The following is an 18,990-nucleotide window of genomic DNA, read 5'->3' as shown; positions in this document are numbered from 1 at the left end:
AATGATATTACTTAGAAATAATAATAAATTAAGACAATCAATCCTTTTATTATTTAATTGCTGTTTGGTCTTTTCTATTCCTTTTGAAACCATCTATAGTAACGTGGCTTTAATTATATCGACTTTAGGATTATTCCTTTTCAGTGATAAAAATCACCTAATTCTGCTTTTAAGAAATAAAGCATATCTTTTTTTAGTATCTAATTGTTTGGTTTTTTTATTGGGGTTAATTTATATTGATATGTCTTTTTTTGTTGTTTATGAGGCAAGGATTGGTAAAACAATACTACTGTTGTTATTACCTGTTTTAATATTTACTTTGACTGAACTGAAAAATGAAGAAGTTGAAAACAATATTCTTTTAAGTCTTGTTTATTCAGTTTTATTCGGGCTATTTTTAATATTCATTTTGGCAATAATAAGAAATCCAAATAACCAATTTATTTTCAATTATGGAGATCTTACAAAGTATATAGGAGGAATCCATCCAGCATACTTTTCCCTATTTTGTGCAATGGCTTTTTTTATTGTTTTAGAAAAATTTATTAATCATATTGAACTAAAGGTCAAAATACTATGTTTTTTAATATTGATGATTTTGTTTGGAGCCATTTTAATAATTAATGCTCGCACACCAATTGTTGCTTTTTTTGTTTGTCTGTTGATATATTTTATTTTAAAAATAAAATCGCTCAAATTAGTATTGATGATATTTATTGGGTTGTCATCTGTAATAATTACCTTATATCTCACCTTTAGTCAAAGTCAAATAAATTTATTCAAAGAAAGGTTGTTTAATAATTTATATTTTAGTTTTTTATTAAGAACTGAAATTTGGAATTGCTCTTGGAGTGTCTTTAAAAATTTTGGCTCTCCTTGGTTTGGTGTTGGTTCTGGGAATGTTCAACCACTGTTAAATGAATGTTATAAGCAGAATTTTTTGACAAGACCATATTTCTTAAATTATAATGTTCATAATGAACATTTCCTGGTTTTGGTAAGAAATGGTTTGGTAGGTTTCTTTTTTTGGATCAATATGTTTGTTTATGGGCTATATATAAGCGTTAAAAGAAAGAATGTACTTGGAATACTATTCTTATTACTTTTTTTTATTTCCTGTATGACGGAAGTTTACTTACAACGTATTTGGGGAGTGTTGTTTTTTGGAATATTTTATTCTTATTTTATTGTTAATGGAGAATTTAGGTACAAAGAATCAAGGTAAGTACAAATTAATATTCTATTGATTTATGATATTTACAATAATAGTAAAAAAAATTGGAGGTTATTATAAGTTGAGGTTGAATTTTGAAAAATCAAATTCTTCATTAATGAAAAAATTCTATTTGTTTATTTTAAAAGGTTTTCAACATGAGACTAATTCATTTTTACCCTTCAATAACAAAATAAAGGGACCATTGAATTTAATGCATGGAACTTATGGTATTTTTATTAGTGGAAAAGCTGTAATAGGAAGGAATTGCAGTATTTATCAACAAGTAACAATTGGTTCCAATATGTTAGTTGATTCAAAGACTCTAGGAAGTCCAAATATTGGAGATAACGTTGTAATTGGTGCTGGCGCCAAGATTATAGGAAATATTAAAGTAGGGAATAATGTTAGAATAGGAGCGAATGCTGTAGTTTTTTTTGATGTTCCTGATGAAAGTGTTGTTGTATTGGGAAGTCCCATGGTCAAATCCAAAAAAGGTTTAATAAATCAGGTTTATCAGTATAAAAATAATAAATGGGGGTATCTCAAAGATGGAAGTTTTTATTTGGAAAAAGATAAAGCTGTTTTAAATAGATTAAAAAACATTTAATTATATATGTCTATTCTAGTAATTGGCAAATGTAGAACATTGAAAGAGCCTCACAACGCAGGAGGTGTTATAGTTCTTTTTGAGCAGTTAATTAAATCTTTTTCAAAGGCGAAGGTCGCTTTTGAAATTTTAGATTTAAACAATAGGAATTATAGGTTTTCGAAATTGTCGGTAGTATATATTTTTCTGAAGATTATTATTAGAACTCGTAAACATAATCTAGTGTTTTTTAATGGTACAGCCAGGGAATATAAGTACTACACCTTTTTTGTAACAATGATTTCTAAATTTTATAATAAAAATATTGTGTTAAGAAAGTTTGCTGGTAATTTTGATGAGTATTATTTAAAGGATTGTAATTTTTTGAGCAAAAAATTAATTCTTTCTGCATTAAGAAAAGCAAATATTAATTATTTTGAAACTCAGTATTTAGTGCAATTTTTTAGACAGTACTCAGAAAATTGCAGACAATTTCCTAATACTAGACAGTCTTACTACTCTAATAATTTGCCTACTGGACCATTTAAGAAAAGATTTGTATTTATAAGTCATATAAAAGAAGAAAAGGGAATAAATGAGATACTTGAAGCAATTACTTTGTTGCCAGAAGAATATCAAATTCACATATACGGGCCAATTATTGATAGTTATACTCCTCCTGAAAAATTTTCAGAGGTTTTCATTTCTGCTTATAAGGGCAAACTTAATCACAACGAGGTTCAACGGGTTTTAATCACATACTCCACATTACTATTGCCAACCTATCATAAAGGAGAGGGTTATCCTGGAATAATTATAGAGGCACTATCCTTAGGTATTCCAATTATTGCCACACCTTCCAGAGGGATCAAAGAAATGATTGAGGATGGAGTGTCTGGTTTTTTTGTGAAAGAGAAAGACCCAATTAATTTAAGGGATACTATTTTAAAGGTAAATGAAAAAAATTTTCTTATGCTTAGAAAGAATGCATTAAATACGTTCTCCAAATTTGATCAGGATATAGTTATGAAAAGAATTTTGTCTGAAATTAAATCTTTGTATTGAAATGTTAGGAACATTAAAAAAAATATACCAATGGTTTCCAAAAAAATTAGTGACTCCTTTTTTCAAGTTTTTTCAGGTTACCCCAGTTTTTTCCGATCGTCATTGGAAAAAAGTAAGGGCTTTAAAAGTTTGCTTAGATCAAGGGTTTACTTTGGAGGATATTAAAAAAAAATTAAAGGACTTAGCGTTTTTAATAAAAGAAATTGAATTTTACAAGGATATGTCCTACGGAACCTTCATAGCTAACCCTAATTTAAATTCACTTTGGTCTTTACCTATAATTGATAGTGAGGTCGTTAGAAATAACTTTGAAGAAATAATAGATCCCTCAATTCATGGTTATTATACTACCACAGGGGGTTCCGGAAGAAATCCTTTAAAATTATACTTAAGTAATAAAAGTTATTTTACAGATAGAACACATGCTTTTTACGCGTGGTCTCTTCTTGGGTACCGAAAAGGAGATTTAAAATTGACATTGAGAGGTGTAAATCTTAAAAATAAACTAGTAAGTTATAATCCCATGAACAATGAAATTAATGTTAATGTTTTTCTTTTGAATGAAAGAAACATAAAGTTAATTGTTCAAAAAATCAATAAATATAAACCAAATTTTGGCCATGGTTATCCCAGTGCGTGGTATACCTTGGCACAATTGCTATCTCAGAATAACCTAAAATTAGATACTAACTTAAAGGGTATTTACTTTGCAAGTGAATCAATTCAAAGTAAAAAGAGAGACTTTATTGAAAAAGTTTTTCAAACGACAGCGCGTTCCACTTATGCATTTTCAGAGAGAGCTTGCTTTGCATATGAATTACCGGATAAAAAAGGGTTTTATAAAGTATCTCTAAATTATGGACTTGTAGAAATATTAAAAGAAGATAATTCTAGTGCTAAGGTAGGAGAAATGGGAGAAATTGTTTGTACTGGATTTATCAATAAAGCAATGCCTTTAATAAGGTACAGAACGGGAGATTTTGCAAAGGTCACTAAAATATTTAATGGGTTGATTATAGAATTTTCGCATTTAAAAGGTAGGTGGGGTAAGGATTATATATTAGATTATAATGGAGATAGAATTTTTACAACTTCGATTAACATCCATTCAGAAGCTCAATTTGAGTTTAAATATATTCAACTGTATCAAAATGAAAAAGGAAAATTGTTGATTAAACTTGTGCCATTTGACAACCTTCGAGAAACTTCTCTAAAGATAGTGTCAAAAGAATTTAAGGAAAAGCTACCAGGAATTGATGTCGATGTTAAAATCGTTGATATTGATAATCTATATTGTACAAATCGGGGAAAAGTTCCGTATCTTGTTAAGAATAAAATATGAAAGGAAATATAATTTTTATTGTTGGTGTTGGTCGTTCGGGTACAAGCTTACTCCAATCAATGCTTAATTCACACAGTGAGATAGTCTCTTTGCCTGAAACCCAATTTTTTAGGAAGTACATTGCATCTGGAAAAAAGAAAAATCAATTAGAAAAAAAGGGGGTTGAGTCGTTTATAAAAATATTGGAAACTGATAAAGCATTTCAAAGATTGAATGTACCACTTAAAGGTTTAAAGAGTTTAAAAAATCAAGATCTTTCAATAAAATCTGTCTATTGGGAAATACTTGAGATATTTATTCAAAAAGAATCAAAAAAACACATTGTTGATAAAGATCCTAGGAATCTTGATTTTATAAACAAAATCATAGATGAAAATAAGGGAGCAAAAGTGATTCAAATAGTAAGAGACCCCAGGGACGTTGTTCTTTCAAAAACCAAAGCTAATTGGTCGGCTAAAAGACCTTACTGGTTACACGCTTTAATTGGTGAAGCCCAAATATTAAATAGTCAAAAGTATTTAAAGGAAGTTTCAAATGATAAATTTTTCCAAATAAAGTATGAAGACCTCCTTAGTACACCTAAAAATGTTTTGGAAAGACTTTGTCAATTCCTTGAAGTCAAATATGAAGTTAATATGCTTAATTTTAATAAATTTTCAAAAGAATTGATTTCTAAGGAGGAAATGCAATGGAAAAAAGAAACTTTAGGTCCTTTATTAAAAAACAATTCAAAGAAATGGCGATATGAATTAACACATAAACAAGTTGTTTTAATTGAATGCATGTCTGAATTTTCAATGAAAAAATTTGGATATACACCATCATTTTTAAAAACACCTATAATTTGTAAGTTATTATTTAAATCCCTGAAAGTCCTTTCACATTTTTTTAATAAGAGTTACTATCTTAAAGTAAAATTATTGACAAGATGAATTTTGGTTTTAAATTGCCAATAAATTCGGTTTTTAAAAGTGAAAATCCTATTCTTAAGGACAATAACTGCCTATTCACTTTTAAAAAAAATAAAATTATTGAATATAGATTTAAAGAAAAACAAAAGGAGTATTCAATACCAATTAAGAATTTTATTTTCAAAATTCTTTATCAAGTTGCTTTAGTTAGAAGAGTTCTGAGACTGAATGTCGAGTCTATGGTAGTCACAAATAATAAGGATTTGGTTGTGGTCGCTAGAGGAGCAATTTTATTTTGCCGTCACGGCACAACTATGTTTAAAGAAGTGCACAAAATTAAACGGGGAAGTAGACCTTTAAATATTTATAAACATACTAATGGTAATATTTATTGGGGTGAATATTTTGATAATAAAAAAAGGGAACAAGTTTATATTTTTGGAAGTAAAAACGGTGAAAAATGGCGAGTTAAATATATTTTTCCAAAAAAATCTATTAGACATATACATGGGATATATGGAGACCAATTTAGGAAAGGAATCTGGGTTTTAACAGGTGATCTGAATGATGAATGTGGCCTTTGGTTCACAACAGACGAATTTAGAACTTTAAAATGTGTAGTTGGTGGAACCCAAAAGGCAAGAGCAGTTTCTATAATTCCTTTGAAAGAAAAACTAATAGTTCCAATGGATACTCCAACAGAAAAAAATTATATACAAGAATATGATTTTATCAAAAAAAAATTTAACAATCTTAAAGAACTTCCCGGAAGCGCCTTTCATACATATTCATCCAAAAATTTATATTTAGTTTCAACAGTAGTGGAACCAAGTGTAATAAATAACAAAAAATATTTAGAAATATATTCATCAGTAGATTGTGAAAATTGGTTTTCTATCGGTGTTTTAAAGCAAGATTTTTTATCCTCCCTCTCCTATAAATTTTTTAGATATCCTGAGGTACTTTTTGTAAACGATGAAAGTGAAAATTCTAAAGAAGTATTTTTTTATTGTCGAGGAATAAGAAAATACAACAATAGAATGTTGTCGATTTCTAAAAAAGTTATTGAAGATTTTATTAAAGTAAAAATGAAAAGTATTGAAAAGTTTAATTAAAACAGTTTTTGTGATTTTTGTTTTTCTTGTCTTTTCGTGTAAGAAGAGAGGTTATTTAATTAATGAATTAAGATCCGATAATAATAGAAAAATATTTAATTTAGAAAATACGGAAAGTAATTATTTGATCTATACTGAAGATTTTATGGATGAGTCTTGGAGTAAATTTCACGTTAAAGTTAGAAATAATGCAACTCTTGATCCAAATGGTAATCCTACAGCTGACTTAGTCGATTTTTCTGAAGATATCAGTAACTCACGAATAAGTCAGGTAGTGGATAATTTACCAGAAGGGTACTATGCTTTTTCGATTTACCTGAAGGCGCTGAAGGGCGATATTGGAAAATTTATAATATCGGTCAAAAGCCGAGGGAATAAGGAGGAATGGAGAAATAGGTCTATTAAGATTGAAGATTCCCATTGGAAAAGAGTAGATGTTAGAATTAAATTGGATTCAGTAGGAAGCATTGTTATTTATCCAGGTAATCGGTTAGTAAATGGAAGTGATAAAAGTCTGAAAAGAATATATATGTGGGGTGCTCAGTTAGAAAAAATTAATTCGATTAGTTCAGAATTAAAAAAATATAAAGGAGTCAAAGTTATAAAGTGAATTACTATGATTTTATCCTAGTAGTAAGATTATTTATGAGAAAATTTAAACTATATTTTTATACCATAAAATATCTAAAATGTGAGCAGATTTATTTCCGAATTTATTATTTAATTCGAGGAAAAGTTTCAAAAAAAGAATATAAGAAAGGACTAAAGAGAGAATTAAAGCCAATAATTTGGAATGATTTTTTGTTCAATGAAAAAAGTTATTTCGGGGACGACTGCTTTAAATTTTTAAACATTAAACACTGTTTTAATAAAAAAATTGATTGGAATTATTTGGAATACGGCAAGCTTTGGACGTTTAACTTAAATTATTTTGATTTTTTAAATCAAGAAGGATCAAATCCTGAGCAAGGCATACGATTAATTAATGATTTTATCACTAATGATGCGACTTTAAAAGAAGGGAAAGAATCATATACTATTTCACTTAGAGGAATTAATTGGATAAAGTTTTTATCAAAACATAACATCATAAATCAAGAAATAGATCAAAAGCTGTATAATCACTTTCAAAGATTACTAGATAATTTAGAGTTGCAGTTTTTAGGAAACCATTATTTAGAAAACGGTTTTGCCCTTTTATTTGGAGCTTATTATTTTCAAGACAATCAATTTTATTTAGCCTCAAAAAAGATTTTAAATAAAGAACTTGAAGAACAAGTATTAGCAGACGGAGCTCACATTGAGTTATCACCAATGTATCATCAAACGATGCTTCATCGTGTTCTTGACTGTATTCATTTAATGCAAAATAATAATCTATGGGAGGGTGGAAAATTACTTTTATTTTTAAAAAATAAAGCCAAAAAGATGCTCTCCTGGTTACAAAGTGTAACATTTAAAAATGGAAATATTCCTATGGTTAATGATAGTGCATTTGGCATAGCACCCTCTTCAGAAGCACTATTTAAATATGCTACATTTTTAGGTATATCATGGGAAGAAGGGAAACTTCTTGAGTCAGGATATCGAAAAATTGAAAAAGGTAATTACGAATTGTTTTTAGATGTAGGTGAAGTGGGTGCTTCATATTTACCTGCGCACATACACTCTGACACATTTAATTTTGAATTATATGTTGATAAAAAACCTATAATCGTTGATACTGGTACATCGACGTATGAGAAAAACGAATTACGACAACTGCAACGTTCAACAAAATCTCATAATACAGTTCAAATTAACTCTATTGAGCAATCTGAAATATGGGGAGGATTTAGAGTAGCACGGCGAGCAAAAATCGTTAATTTAATAGAAAATGAAAAACAGATTGAGGCAACTCATGATGGCTATAAAAAATTAAATATTCTTCACACAAGAAATTATAGTTTCAAAGGAGATAAAATTTCAATCACCGACTTACTTTCAAAAGTGTCAAAATTCGAAACGAATGCTTTTTTTCATTTTCATCCAGAATGTTATATAGAAAAAAGTAGTTTGAATAATTCTTTATTAATTAATGATAAGATTAAATTGGATTTTAATGGAGATATTAAAAGTTTAGAGGTTTTGGATTATGAATATTGCATCGGTTTTAATCAAACAAAAAAGGCTAATTTTCTCAAAATTTCCTTTGATAAGCGTCTTGAAACTCAAATTTATATATGAATATATTATTTCTTTCAGATAATTTTTATCCCGAAGTAAATGCTCCCGCAACAAGGACCTATGAACATTGCAGAGCGTGGGTGAAGCATGGGGTTAAGGTTACCGTAATCACAGGAGTGCCAAATTTTCCAGATGGAATTGTTTTTAAAGGTTATAAAAATAAGCTTTATCAAACGGAAATTATTGATGGAATAAGGGTTATAAGAATATGGACTTATATTTCTGAAAATAAGGGTTTTATTAAAAGGATAATAGACTATTTAAGTTTTATGATAAGTTCATTTATAGCAGGACTCTTTATTAAAACGGATATTATTATTGCAACTTCCCCACAATTTTTTACTTCAATTTCGGGCAGATGGCTCTCATTCTTTAAAAGAAAACCTTGGGTAATGGAAGTAAGAGACCTATGGCCAGAATCTATTATTGCTGTTGGAGCAATGAAAGAGGGTTTGGTGATTAGATATTTTCAATACTTGGAAAGAAAGATGTATCAAACGGCTTCAAAAATAGTTGTTGTCACCGACGATTTTAAGAAAAAATTAATCGAATCACATCATATTGATTCAGCTAAGATTTGCGTTGTAAAAAATGGCGCAAACTTAAAGCTTTTTAAACCTCAAGATAAAAATCAAAATTTACTGGAACAGTTAGAATTAAAAAATAAATTCATCGTGGGTTATGTAGGAACTCATGGATTGGCACATGCCCTTGATTTTATTCTTAAGGCCGCAAAAAAGATTAAAGATAAAAATATTCATTTTTTATTTATTGGATCAGGAGCAAAAAAAGTTGAGTTATTAAAGTTGAAGGAAGAATTAAGCCTTACTAACGTAACAATGTTAGATCCAGTAAACAAGGAAATGGTTAAAGAATATATTTCGGTAATGGATGTTGGTTTAGTGAATTTAAAGAAATCAACGGCATTTAAATCGGTTATTCCTTCTAAAATTTTCGAGAATATCGCAATGCATAAACCAATTTTATTAGGCGTGGAAGGGGAGTCTAAAGTTATGGTTGAAAAATATAAAGTCGGGGAATTTTTTGAACCTGAAAATGAAAACGAATTTTTACAGAAGTTGACACTCATGAACAATAAACCAAACAGTTATAAGGATAATTTTGACGACTTTTTAAAGAATTTTGACAGAGAGGAATTAGCTGTAGAGATGCTTACTTTTTTACAAAAAGACTAATAATTAAGTTTTATTAGTTTAAATAAATCAGGGGTTACTTGATTAAATTTGATAATTTTGAATAATTTAAAAATAATTTAATTGGCTTATTATATTCCCATATTGTTTTTTGCAGGTGCCTATGTTTTAACTTACTTTACGATACCAAAAATTATCCGATTAGTAGAGTATAAAAATTTAATGGATGATCCGGTTTCAAGGAGTTCCCACAAGAAAAAAACACCAACTTTAGGAGGCGCATCATTCTTTTATGCCTTAATTTTAGCTTTGTTTTTTTCAAGATCCTGGGGTGAATTTAATGAATCTATTTACTTGGTTCCGGGCCTAACAATCCTCTTTATTATTGGCCTAAAAGATGATTTATTAGTGTTGTCTCCTTATACCAAGTTAATTGCTCAGTTTTTGGCGATATCATTTATAATCTCAAACCCGAGTTTTACCATACACTCTCTGAATGGATTTATGGAAATTGAAGCTATCCCCACCTACGTTAATTATTTAATATCTGGTTTTATTATGTTAACTATCATAAATGCATACAATTTAATCGATGGTATTGATGGTTTAGCGGCGATGGTAGGTATTGTTATTTTAATAATATACTCAGCCATTTTTTATATGACTCACGAGTATTTTTATTTGTTTCTGAGTTTAACGATGAACGGCTGTTTGATCGCTTTTTTGAGATACAACTTATCTATTGCAACCGATGAAAAAATATTCATGGGGGATACGGGTTCACTGATTGTAGGTTTTATTATTAGTATCCTAACTCTTAAGTTTTTAGCATTATCTCCTGAAAAGTACGATAGTCTTCCTTTTCTTATTGAAAATGTACCCTTAATAGCCATTAGTATTCTCATTGTTCCGCTCTTTGATACGGCCAGGGTTTTCACCATAAGATTAGCTGACAAAAGAAGTCCCTTTTCGCCAGACCGAAATCATACCCACCATATTCTTATCGATTATTTTAATATATCACACCGAAAAGCAAGTTATATTATTGGAGCTTTCAATCTGGTTTTTGTTTATTTGATTATTTTGCTAGGAAGTGCTTCATATAATCTTTGGTTGGTTGCCACTCTTGTAACCACAGTAGTTATCCTGGGATACTTGTTTTTCCGCATAGATTACAGTTTTACTAACCTAAAAAGGAAACTTAAAATTAAAAGGAAGGTAGATGAGGTTAAAGAGAAAGGAAAGAAATTGTTTCATAAGGATAAAAATTAAAGTTTTTAAATGAAAATAAAAAACATCTGCTGCATCGGCGCAGGTTACGTAGGCGGTCCCACTATGGCGGTAGTCGCTCAAAAATGCCCGAACATTAAAGTGACTATTGTAGACATTAACGCAGCGCGTATTGCCGCCTGGAATGATGAAGACTTAAATAAACTACCCGTTTTTGAACCCGGTCTCGATGAAGTGGTAAAAGAAGCACGAGGAAGAAATCTCTTCTTCTCTACAGATATTGATAAGGCTATCGACGAAGCGGATATGATCTTTATCTCAGTAAACACCCCTACCAAAACCTATGGAAAAGGTAAAGGTATGGCAGCCGATCTGAAATACATTGAGCTTTGTGCCCGTCAGATCGCCCAAGTCTCCAAAACGGATAAAATTGTTGTGGAGAAATCGACGCTTCCGGTAAGAACGGCATCAGCTATTAAAAATATTTTAGAGAATACTGGTAATGGTGTAAACTTCCAGATCCTTTCAAACCCGGAATTCCTGGCGGAAGGGACGGCAGTTCAAGACCTCCTGAATCCTGATCGTGTGCTTATTGGTGGCGACACCACCGAAGCCGGTCAAAAAGCCATTCAGGCGCTTGTAGATGTTTATGCGAACTGGGTGCCGAATGAACGTATTTTAACTACTAATGTGTGGTCGTCTGAATTGTCGAAACTAACCGCTAATGCCTTTCTGGCGCAGCGTGTATCCTCTATCAACGCCATGTCTGAACTTTGCGAGAAATCCGGAGCCGATGTGAATGAGGTGTCCAAAGCCATCGGCATGGATAGTCGTATAGGATCTAAATTCTTAAAGGCTTCTGTTGGGTTTGGCGGATCCTGTTTTCAAAAAGATATTCTCAATTTGGTTTATATCGCAAAAACATATGGTCTAACGAAAGTTGCAGATTACTGGGAACAGGTGATCATCATGAACAACCATCAAAAACAACGCTTTTCAGATAAAATTGTAAGCACGCTTTTTAACACGGTTTCAGGAAAAAAGATTACTTTTTTGGGATGGGCATTTAAGAAGGACACCAATGATACCCGTGAGTCGGCAGCTATTATGGTCGCTGACAATTTACTTAACGAGCAGGCTAAAGTTTCGGTTTACGATCCTAAAGTTATCGAAGAACGCATGTATGCGGATCTGGATTATCTAAATACGCGCACAGAGGCCAAAAACCGAGAGCTACTTACCGTTTCACAAGATCCTTATGAAGCCAGTAAGGACTCGCATGCTATTGCCGTTTTAACGGAATGGGATGAATTCAAAACTTACGATTGGCAAAAAATTTACGACAATATGCATAAACCGGCCTTTGTTTTTGATGGTCGTGGTATTTTGGATGTAGCCCACTTGAGGTCTATTGGTTTTGAGTGTTATACTATTGGGAAGGGTTAGTAATTCGTCATTGCGAACAACGTGAAGCAATCTTTCTAAAAGGACTTTCATTCATGAGATTGCCACGGCGCAAGCTCCTCGCAATGACAAAGTAGAATGACCAAATGGAACGTCATTACGAGCATAGCGAAGTAATCTGTTTGTTTTGTATTCCTTTTAATGAGATTTCTGCCAAAGGCAGGCAGGCCCACGTCGCAAGCTCCTCGCAATAACAACACAGTTGCTGTCATTCCCGCGCAGGCGGGAATCTTATGATCGTTTTACGCCTGCGATGACAATAAATTCAAACCGAAACTTTTATTTTAAACATATTCCATTAAATTTGTCCGAATCATTAGCGTCATATACATGGGCAAAACATTAGAACGCGTTTTAATTACCGGAGCGGCAGGATTTTTAGGGTCACATCTTTGTGATAAATTCATTAAAGAAGGGTTTTATGTCATTGGTATGGATAACTTCATTACCGGTGATAAAAAGAACCTGGAGCATCTGGAATCGCATCCTAATTTTGAATTCATTGAACATGATATCACTGAGTTTATTTCCATTGACGGCCCACTGGATTATATTTTACACTTTGCCTCCCCGGCAAGCCCGATAGATTATCTTAAAATTCCGATACAAACTTTAAAGGTGGGTTCCTTAGGAACGCATAATTTGTTGGGTTTAGCCAAGGCAAAAAATGCTCGAATTTTGATTGCATCGACTTCCGAAGTATATGGAGACCCACTTGTACATCCGCAAACCGAAGATTATTATGGTAATGTAAATACCATTGGCCCCCGCGGGGTTTACGATGAAGCCAAGCGCTTCCAGGAATCCATTACCATGGCTTACCATCGCTTTCATGGACTCGATACCCGTATCGTACGTATATTTAATACCTATGGCCCTAGAATGCGTTTGAATGATGGACGCGTCATTCCGGCCTTTATGGGTCAGGCACTTCGGGGTGAAGATCTTACTATTTTTGGTGATGGCTCTCAAACCCGATCGTTTTGTTATGTAGACGATCAGGTGGATGGCATTTATAAATTACTGATGAGCGATTATGTTTATCCCGTAAATATTGGTAACCCAAACGAGATCTCGATAAAAGATTTCGCCGAAGAGATTATTGCGCTTACCGGAACTAAGCAAAAAGTGATTTATAAGCCCTTACCCCAAAACGACCCTTTACAGCGTCAACCTGATATTAGTTTAGCTAAGAAAATTTTAGGCTGGGAACCAAAAGTCGATCGTCAAGAGGGCATGCGGAAAACCTTTGAATACTTTAAAAGCTTATCCAAGGAAGATCTTAACAAAAGAGAGCATAAAGATTTTAAAAAGTATATTAATTAAAAGATTATGGCGTTTTATCGTGGGAGATTTTCTTGGATTTTAAGACCGTTCCTCACGCTATTTGATCTTTTTATTATCAATATGTTTGCTTTTCATTTTCTTGGATTTAGTAAGGAATCTTTTGATTTCCATTTCTTCGGAATACTAGTTAATGATTTTGAGATTTTTATTTTGTATTCCACCACAATGTGGATTATTTCTACAGCTATTACCAATTTTTATAGCGATTATAGACATATCTTATTTATTAATTTATTAGTCAAGCTATTAAATCAGTTATTCATATTCAGTATTGTTGTTTTCGCTTTTTTAGGTTTTTTCAGAGAAATACAAGCCCCGATAGGAGTTACTTTTAAATTCTTATATCTTTTATTTTTCACGATTGGCGCCATTAAAATTTCAGTTTTTTATATATTGAAATCGTTCCGTGGTTATTTAAAGGGGAATCAAAGGAAGGTAGTCGTCGTTGGTAATGGAGAGAGTATTCAGGAAATAAAGGAGATCTTTCTTACTGACAAAGAATTAGGGTACCATTTAATAGGCTTTTTTACGGATTCTAAATCAAACGATTCATTGGGAACAATTGAGGATTGTTTCTCTTTTTTAGAATCTAACAATGAAGTTGATGAAATATACTGCGGCATAGACGATCTATCTGAAAAGAATGTCAATAAGTTTATTCAATACGCTAATATAAAACAGTGTAATATCAAATTTGTTCCCAATACATTAAAACTATTTAATAAAAAACTTAAAACCGATTATTACAAATACGTTCCTATATTAACTATTCAGGAAGGTGTTTTGAATCAGGAATTTAATAAAATAGCGAAGCGGGTTTTTGATATTATTTTTTCAATTTTAGTAATTGTATTCATCCTCTCCTGGTTATCCGTGATTTTATTTATAATTATAAAACTAGAATCTAAAGGGCCATTATTCTATAGGCATAAAAGAACGGGAATTCATTATAAAGAATTCTATTGTTATAAATTTAGATCTTTAAAAATAACTAAGGAAATTGAAGGTACTTATGTAAAAAGAGATGATGATAGAACAACGCGAATAGGGACTTTTCTAAGGCGCACAAGCATTGATGAATTACCTCAATTTTTCAACGTATTAAGGGGTGATATGTCTGTTGTTGGTCCTCGGCCGCATATGCCGTCGTATACTGAGGAGTATTCAAAAAAAATAGATAAGTATTCCTTTATGTATCGCCATCATGTAAAGCCCGGAATCACTGGCTTAGCCCAAATCAAGGGATACCGTGGCGAAATCGAAGAAGATAAAGACATCATCAACCGCGTGAAATACGATATTTTTTATATTGAGAACTGGTCTATTCTTCTCGATCTAAAAATAATGTTTCAAACCTTTATCAATGCTTTGAAAGGTGAGGAAAAGGCGTATTAAACGCTACCTTAAAGTTTCTAAAAAACTTCCATTAATATAACCTGAATTGTTTTGATTAATTTTATTTTTGCCATTATCAAAACAAGCTAACATGAATATCTTAATTCTTGGATCCGGCGGACGTGAACATACCTTTGCCTGGAAGATCGCTCAAAGTAACCATTGCGATAAACTTTTTGTAGCTCCGGGTAACTCCGGCACAGCAGATATTGCCGAAAATGTTGCCATATCTGTAACCGATTTTGAAGCTCTTAAACAATTTGCGCTTAAGGAAGGGGTTGATATGATCGTGGTGGGACCTGAAGATCCGCTTGTAAACGGCTTTCATGATTTTATTCTAAATGACCCAAAAACAAGACATATCGCTGTTATCGGACCGCAAAAGGCCGCAGCAGAGCTTGAGGGTAGTAAAGAGTTTGCCAAAGAGTTCATGTCGCGACACAACATCCCAACGGCCGCGTATCAGAGTTTCACAAAAGATAATCTTGAAGAAGGCTATGCTTTTTTAGAGAGCCTCAAGGCTCCGTATGTGTTAAAAGCTGATGGCTTAGCCGCGGGAAAAGGGGTGGTCATCTTGCATGATCTGGAGGCTGCCAAAGCAGAATTAAAAAGTATGCTTATCGATTCGAAATTTGGGCAAGCGAGTTCCAAAGTGGTTATTGAGGAATTCCTGGATGGCATTGAATTGAGTTGTTTTGTGTTAACCGACGGAGAACATTACAAAATACTTCCAACCGCAAAAGATTATAAACGTATAGGAGAGGGTGATACCGGACTGAACACAGGTGGTATGGGTGCTGTTTCACCGGTTCCATTCGCTACCAGGGAATTTTTAAATAAAATTGAAGAGCGCATCGTAAAACCTACGATCGCCGGTTTGAAGAAAGATAACTTACCCTATGTTGGTTTTGTTTTCATTGGTTTGATCAAAGTAGGAGACGATCCGAAAGTTATTGAGTACAATGTACGTATGGGCGACCCTGAAACTGAAGTGGTTTTCCCACGACTTAAAAACGATCTGGTCGAGATCCTTCAGGCCATGGCTAAGGGCACTTTAGACACTGTTACCCTGGATATCGACTCCAGAGCGGCCACAACTATCGTTCTGGTTTCAGGAGGCTATCCAGAGGCTTATGGCAAAGGTCATGAGATTAAAGGTTTGGAAAACATTACGGAATCTATTCCTTTTCATGCAGGTGCGCAACTAAAGGATGGTAAAATAGTAACCTCAGGAGGGCGAGTTTTAGCCATTACATCCTTTGGGGACAGTTATAAAGAGGCCATAAAAAAATCTTACCAAAGTATAGAAAAGCTACATTTTGATAAGATGTATTATAGAAGTGATATCGGTTTTGACCTGTAAGATCATCAAAACCTAACCCATAATTTTAGTGTTCCGGATCGAATAAACTCAATTGTTTCATCCAATAGGCAAAAAGTACCGCGAAAATAGCAAGGAATATCCAGGAAATGGTATTTGCTCCAAACCACGTGTCTAATTGTAATTTTCTTAAATAATCGAAGGGTGCAAAAAGGTGGTTCACAAATAAGTCCTGTATGCCATAAAAGAAATCTTTCATAAGTCTTGTTTATTTTCTAACCGCTTTTAGTTAGTATATTTACGCAACAAAAATACAAAATCCACTAATGATTACAAGTGTTTTTAGTAAATCTAAACCAATAAATTACATTATTGTTTTTGCAATAACGCTTTTCGCTGTGCTGTTGGCTTATATTCTGGTGGTTAAGCAACCCTTCTCAGCGGCTCTTTTTGGAAATTTTATGCTTAGGCTGGCCTTGTCGTACTTCTCCATTCTGGTGTTGAACTTTATTGTAACTAAAAACCAATTATCCAAAAGTAATAACTATCAGATCTTTCTGTTCAGTTTGTTCTTATTACTTATTCCGCAAACTACAACGAATGTTGATGTGTTGTTATCGAACTTATTTATTCTTTTTGGCTTACGCCGATTGATCAGTCTGCGTTCTCAACGAAATGAAAAATCAAAACTTTTCGATGCCGGATTCTGGTTTGCCATTGCAGCCCTGTTTTACTTTTGGGCTATTTTATTTTTTGTGGTCGTATTTGCAGCCTTGTTATTCTATCGCGATAATAAACTTCGAAACTGGATCATTCCATTTACAGGTGTTGCTTCGGTATTCATTATTACCGTTTGTGTTTCTATTGTTTTGCATAACGAATACCTGTATTATTTTCAGAATCTCCCTGAAATTAGTGAGGATTTCAGTAGTTATAACACACCGAGGTTCTTTGTGGGCATTACCTTGTTACTTTCTTACACCGTTTGGTCCATTATTTTTTATTTGAATGCCATCAAAGACAAAAAGCGCGATGTGAGACCTTCGTTCTACATCATTTTGATCACCTTATTAGTGGCGATTGTAATCTTGTTTTTTTCGCCATTTAAGAACGGCAGTGAGTTCTTATTTGTTATGGCACCTCTGGCGATTATTATTGCAGCCTATTTAGAAACCATCAAAGACAAATGGTTTCGCGAAGCTTTTGTAGGCCTTTTGATTTTGATGCCCATCGTCCTTTTATTTCTGTAGTTTTTCACCGAAGGAAAGATCTCCCGCATCTCCTAATCCGGGAACAATATAACCTTTGCTGTTCAAGGTTTCGTCTACAGTAGCGATCCATAAATGCGTGTTTTCAGGGAAGGCTTTAGCAACAAAGTCGATCCCCTCTTTGGCACCGATCACACTCATAAGGTGAATGGCTTTAGGCGTTCCATAAGGTTTCAGCGCCGCAAAAGTAGACACCATGGATTGTCCGGTGGCTAGCATAGGATCAGCAAGGATCAACGTTTTATTTGTAAGGTCCGGGCAAGCCAGATACTCCACAATAATTTCGAATTCTTCAGAATCTCCTTCATGATGTCGGTAAGCTGAAATAAATGCATTTTCGGCTTTATCAAAATAATTCAATATGCCATAATGCAATGGAATTCCGGCGCGCAATACGGAACACAGTACCATGTTGTCATGCAATAAGGCCGTTTTTGAAGTTCCTAAAGGCGTTTCTACAGCGGTTGTTTCATAGGGTTCTGTTTTGCTCATTTCATAAGATAGAATTTCACCAATACGTTCAATATTTCTGCGGAAGCGCATCCGGTCTGTTTGAATTGTTTTACTCCGGATTTCTGCAATAAAGGTGTTAAGAATGGAATTTTCTTCGGATAAATTATGAATGTGCATACTCTGGGTTTTACAGTAGTAAAGTTAATTAAATATGACCTATATTTACACCCTAAAATTTTAAACCCATGTTTACAGATAAAGCAAACAAAATATTTCAAGACGTTATTGAAAAATACCACATCATTAATTCTGTAGATCAGCCTTTTGAAAATCCTTATGATAAGAGCGATTTAATTGAACATTTGCTCTATAGAAAATGTTGGATCGATACCGTGCAATGGCATTATGAAGATATTATTCGCGATCCGAATATCGATCCTGTGGCGGCCTTAAAATTAAAGCGCCAGATCGATGCTTCAAATCAGGATCGTACTGATATGGTGGAATATATTGACAGTTATTTTCTTGAAAAATATAAAGATGTTACACCAAAACCGGATGCAACCATTAATACTGAAAGTCCGGCCTGGGGCATCGACCGCTTGTCTATTTTAGCATTGAAAATATATCATATGCATGAAGAAGCTACGCGAGAAGATGCTTCAGAAGCCCATAGAGCAGCTTGCCAAAAGAAACTGGATGTTTTATTAGAACAACGTGTTGATCTCTCTACAGCCATTGATACGCTTTTAAACGACATCGAGAACGGCGACAAATACATGAAGGTGTACAAACAAATGAAAATGTACAACGACGACGAATTGAATCCCGTTTTGCGTTCTCAAAAATAATCCCTGCGTTTTGTTTTAACGCCGTCTGAAATTCTTTTGGATGGTC

Annotated in this window: 18 protein-coding genes; 16 read left to right on the top strand and 2 right to left on the bottom strand. The window is 33.0% G+C overall.

What is annotated here, in order from left to right; genetic code table 11:
* Position 1 precedes the first annotated feature (1 nt).
* From ABD682_RS03125 to purD, 14 genes are all read left to right on the top strand, one after another.
* Positions 2-1,225 (top strand): O-antigen ligase family protein, encoded by a 1,224-nt coding sequence (locus tag ABD682_RS03125; protein WP_344738899.1) that lies wholly within the window; start codon positions 2-4, stop codon positions 1,223-1,225.
* Between the two features lie 106 nt (positions 1,226-1,331).
* The gene (locus ABD682_RS03120) at positions 1,332-1,823 is read left to right on the top strand and encodes a serine acetyltransferase (protein WP_344738897.1); all 492 of its coding nucleotides are present in this window, start codon (positions 1,332-1,334) and stop codon (positions 1,821-1,823) included.
* A 6-nt stretch (positions 1,824-1,829) separates the two neighbouring features.
* The gene (locus ABD682_RS03115; RefSeq protein WP_344738895.1) at positions 1,830-2,867 is read left to right on the top strand and encodes a glycosyltransferase family 4 protein; all 1,038 of its coding nucleotides are present in this window, start codon (positions 1,830-1,832) and stop codon (positions 2,865-2,867) included.
* A 1-nt stretch (position 2,868) separates the two neighbouring features.
* Positions 2,869-4,209, top strand: a complete 1,341-nt coding sequence (locus ABD682_RS03110) for a phenylacetate--CoA ligase family protein (protein WP_344738893.1) — start codon at positions 2,869-2,871, stop codon at positions 4,207-4,209.
* Positions 4,206-5,141: a sulfotransferase family protein gene (locus ABD682_RS03105; RefSeq protein ID WP_344738891.1), complete on the top strand. Its 936-nt coding sequence runs from the start codon at positions 4,206-4,208 to the stop codon at positions 5,139-5,141. Before ABD682_RS03110 ends, ABD682_RS03105 begins: the two co-directional genes overlap by 4 nt.
* Positions 5,138-6,235, top strand: coding sequence for a hypothetical protein (locus ABD682_RS03100; protein WP_344738889.1), 1,098 nt, complete (start codon positions 5,138-5,140; stop codon positions 6,233-6,235). Before ABD682_RS03105 ends, ABD682_RS03100 begins: the two co-directional genes overlap by 4 nt.
* On the top strand, positions 6,219-6,845 hold the full coding sequence (locus ABD682_RS03095; protein ID WP_344738887.1) for a phage head spike fiber domain-containing protein: 627 nt from the start codon (positions 6,219-6,221) through the stop codon (positions 6,843-6,845). The genes ABD682_RS03100 and ABD682_RS03095 overlap by 17 nt, the downstream gene beginning before the upstream one ends.
* Before the next feature lie 35 nt (positions 6,846-6,880).
* Positions 6,881-8,461, top strand: a complete 1,581-nt coding sequence (locus ABD682_RS03090; protein ID WP_344738885.1) for a heparinase II/III domain-containing protein — start codon at positions 6,881-6,883, stop codon at positions 8,459-8,461.
* Complete coding sequence (locus ABD682_RS03085) at positions 8,458-9,657, top strand: glycosyltransferase family 4 protein (protein WP_344738883.1); 1,200 nt, start codon at positions 8,458-8,460, stop codon at positions 9,655-9,657. The genes ABD682_RS03090 and ABD682_RS03085 overlap by 4 nt, the downstream gene beginning before the upstream one ends.
* 81 nt (positions 9,658-9,738) lie before the next feature.
* Positions 9,739-10,887 (top strand): MraY family glycosyltransferase, encoded by a 1,149-nt coding sequence (locus tag ABD682_RS03080; RefSeq protein WP_344738881.1) that lies wholly within the window; start codon positions 9,739-9,741, stop codon positions 10,885-10,887.
* 9 nt (positions 10,888-10,896) lie between these two features.
* Complete coding sequence (locus ABD682_RS03075) at positions 10,897-12,291, top strand: UDP-glucose 6-dehydrogenase (RefSeq protein ID WP_344738879.1); 1,395 nt, start codon at positions 10,897-10,899, stop codon at positions 12,289-12,291.
* A gap of 348 nt (positions 12,292-12,639) precedes the next feature.
* Positions 12,640-13,635, top strand: coding sequence for a UDP-glucuronic acid decarboxylase family protein (locus ABD682_RS03070; protein ID WP_344738877.1), 996 nt, complete (start codon positions 12,640-12,642; stop codon positions 13,633-13,635).
* A 6-nt stretch (positions 13,636-13,641) separates the two neighbouring features.
* Positions 13,642-15,051 carry an exopolysaccharide biosynthesis polyprenyl glycosylphosphotransferase gene (locus ABD682_RS03065; RefSeq protein ID WP_344738875.1) on the top strand — a complete coding sequence of 470 codons (1,410 nt, stop codon included), beginning with the start codon at positions 13,642-13,644 and terminating at the stop codon, positions 15,049-15,051.
* Between the two features lie 91 nt (positions 15,052-15,142).
* Positions 15,143-16,414, top strand: a complete 1,272-nt coding sequence (purD, locus tag ABD682_RS03060) for a phosphoribosylamine--glycine ligase (RefSeq protein ID WP_344738873.1) — start codon at positions 15,143-15,145, stop codon at positions 16,412-16,414.
* A 25-nt stretch (positions 16,415-16,439) separates the two neighbouring features.
* On the opposite strand, the gene ABD682_RS03055 is transcribed toward purD, so the two are convergent.
* Positions 16,440-16,631, bottom strand: a complete 192-nt coding sequence (locus ABD682_RS03055; RefSeq protein WP_344738871.1) for a DUF6341 family protein — start codon at positions 16,629-16,631, stop codon at positions 16,440-16,442.
* A gap of 67 nt (positions 16,632-16,698) precedes the next feature.
* Here ABD682_RS03055 and ABD682_RS03050 point away from each other — a divergent pair, with 67 nt between their 5' ends.
* A complete protein-coding gene (locus tag ABD682_RS03050) occupies positions 16,699-17,622 on the top strand; it encodes a DUF6427 family protein (RefSeq protein WP_344738868.1) in 924 nt (307 codons plus the stop codon).
* Here the strand turns inward: ABD682_RS03050 and upp are convergent.
* Complete coding sequence (upp, locus tag ABD682_RS03045) at positions 17,611-18,270, bottom strand: uracil phosphoribosyltransferase (protein WP_344738866.1); 660 nt, start codon at positions 18,268-18,270, stop codon at positions 17,611-17,613. The two genes, ABD682_RS03050 and upp, sit on opposite strands and share 12 nt — an antisense overlap.
* A gap of 68 nt (positions 18,271-18,338) precedes the next feature.
* Here upp and ABD682_RS03040 point away from each other — a divergent pair, with 68 nt between their 5' ends.
* Positions 18,339-18,944 carry a DUF4254 domain-containing protein gene (locus ABD682_RS03040; RefSeq protein ID WP_344738864.1) on the top strand — a complete coding sequence of 202 codons (606 nt, stop codon included), beginning with the start codon at positions 18,339-18,341 and terminating at the stop codon, positions 18,942-18,944.
* Positions 18,945-18,990 lie beyond the last annotated feature (46 nt).

This window comes from Gaetbulibacter aestuarii (assembly GCF_039537665.1).
Classification (GTDB): domain Bacteria; phylum Bacteroidota; class Bacteroidia; order Flavobacteriales; family Flavobacteriaceae; genus Gaetbulibacter_A; species Gaetbulibacter_A aestuarii.
This window is presented reverse-complemented; position numbering and strand designations above follow the sequence as displayed.

Bases quoted from the DNA above. Each gene is read 5' to 3' on its own strand.
- ABD682_RS03125 (WP_344738899.1), top strand. From the start codon at position 2: ATGATATTACTTAGAAATAATAATAAATTAAGACAATCAATCCTTTTA.
- ABD682_RS03120 (WP_344738897.1), top strand. From the start codon at position 1,332: ATGAAAAAATTCTATTTGTTTATTTTAAAAGGTTTTCAACATGAGACT.
- ABD682_RS03115 (WP_344738895.1), top strand. From the start codon at position 1,830: ATGTCTATTCTAGTAATTGGCAAATGTAGAACATTGAAAGAGCCTCAC.
- ABD682_RS03110 (WP_344738893.1), top strand. From the start codon at position 2,869: ATGTTAGGAACATTAAAAAAAATATACCAATGGTTTCCAAAAAAATTA.
- ABD682_RS03105 (WP_344738891.1), top strand. From the start codon at position 4,206: ATGAAAGGAAATATAATTTTTATTGTTGGTGTTGGTCGTTCGGGTACA.
- ABD682_RS03100 (WP_344738889.1), top strand. From the start codon at position 5,138: ATGAATTTTGGTTTTAAATTGCCAATAAATTCGGTTTTTAAAAGTGAA.
- ABD682_RS03090 (WP_344738885.1), top strand. From the start codon at position 6,881: ATGAGAAAATTTAAACTATATTTTTATACCATAAAATATCTAAAATGT.
- ABD682_RS03085 (WP_344738883.1), top strand. From the start codon at position 8,458: ATGAATATATTATTTCTTTCAGATAATTTTTATCCCGAAGTAAATGCT.
- ABD682_RS03075 (WP_344738879.1), top strand. From the start codon at position 10,897: ATGAAAATAAAAAACATCTGCTGCATCGGCGCAGGTTACGTAGGCGGT.
- ABD682_RS03070 (WP_344738877.1), top strand. From the start codon at position 12,640: ATGGGCAAAACATTAGAACGCGTTTTAATTACCGGAGCGGCAGGATTT.
- ABD682_RS03065 (WP_344738875.1), top strand. From the start codon at position 13,642: ATGGCGTTTTATCGTGGGAGATTTTCTTGGATTTTAAGACCGTTCCTC.
- purD (WP_344738873.1), top strand. From the start codon at position 15,143: ATGAATATCTTAATTCTTGGATCCGGCGGACGTGAACATACCTTTGCC.
- ABD682_RS03055 (WP_344738871.1), bottom strand. From the start codon at position 16,631: ATGAAAGATTTCTTTTATGGCATACAGGACTTATTTGTGAACCACCTT.
- ABD682_RS03050 (WP_344738868.1), top strand. From the start codon at position 16,699: ATGATTACAAGTGTTTTTAGTAAATCTAAACCAATAAATTACATTATT.
- upp (WP_344738866.1), bottom strand. From the start codon at position 18,270: ATGCACATTCATAATTTATCCGAAGAAAATTCCATTCTTAACACCTTT.
- ABD682_RS03040 (WP_344738864.1), top strand. From the start codon at position 18,339: ATGTTTACAGATAAAGCAAACAAAATATTTCAAGACGTTATTGAAAAA.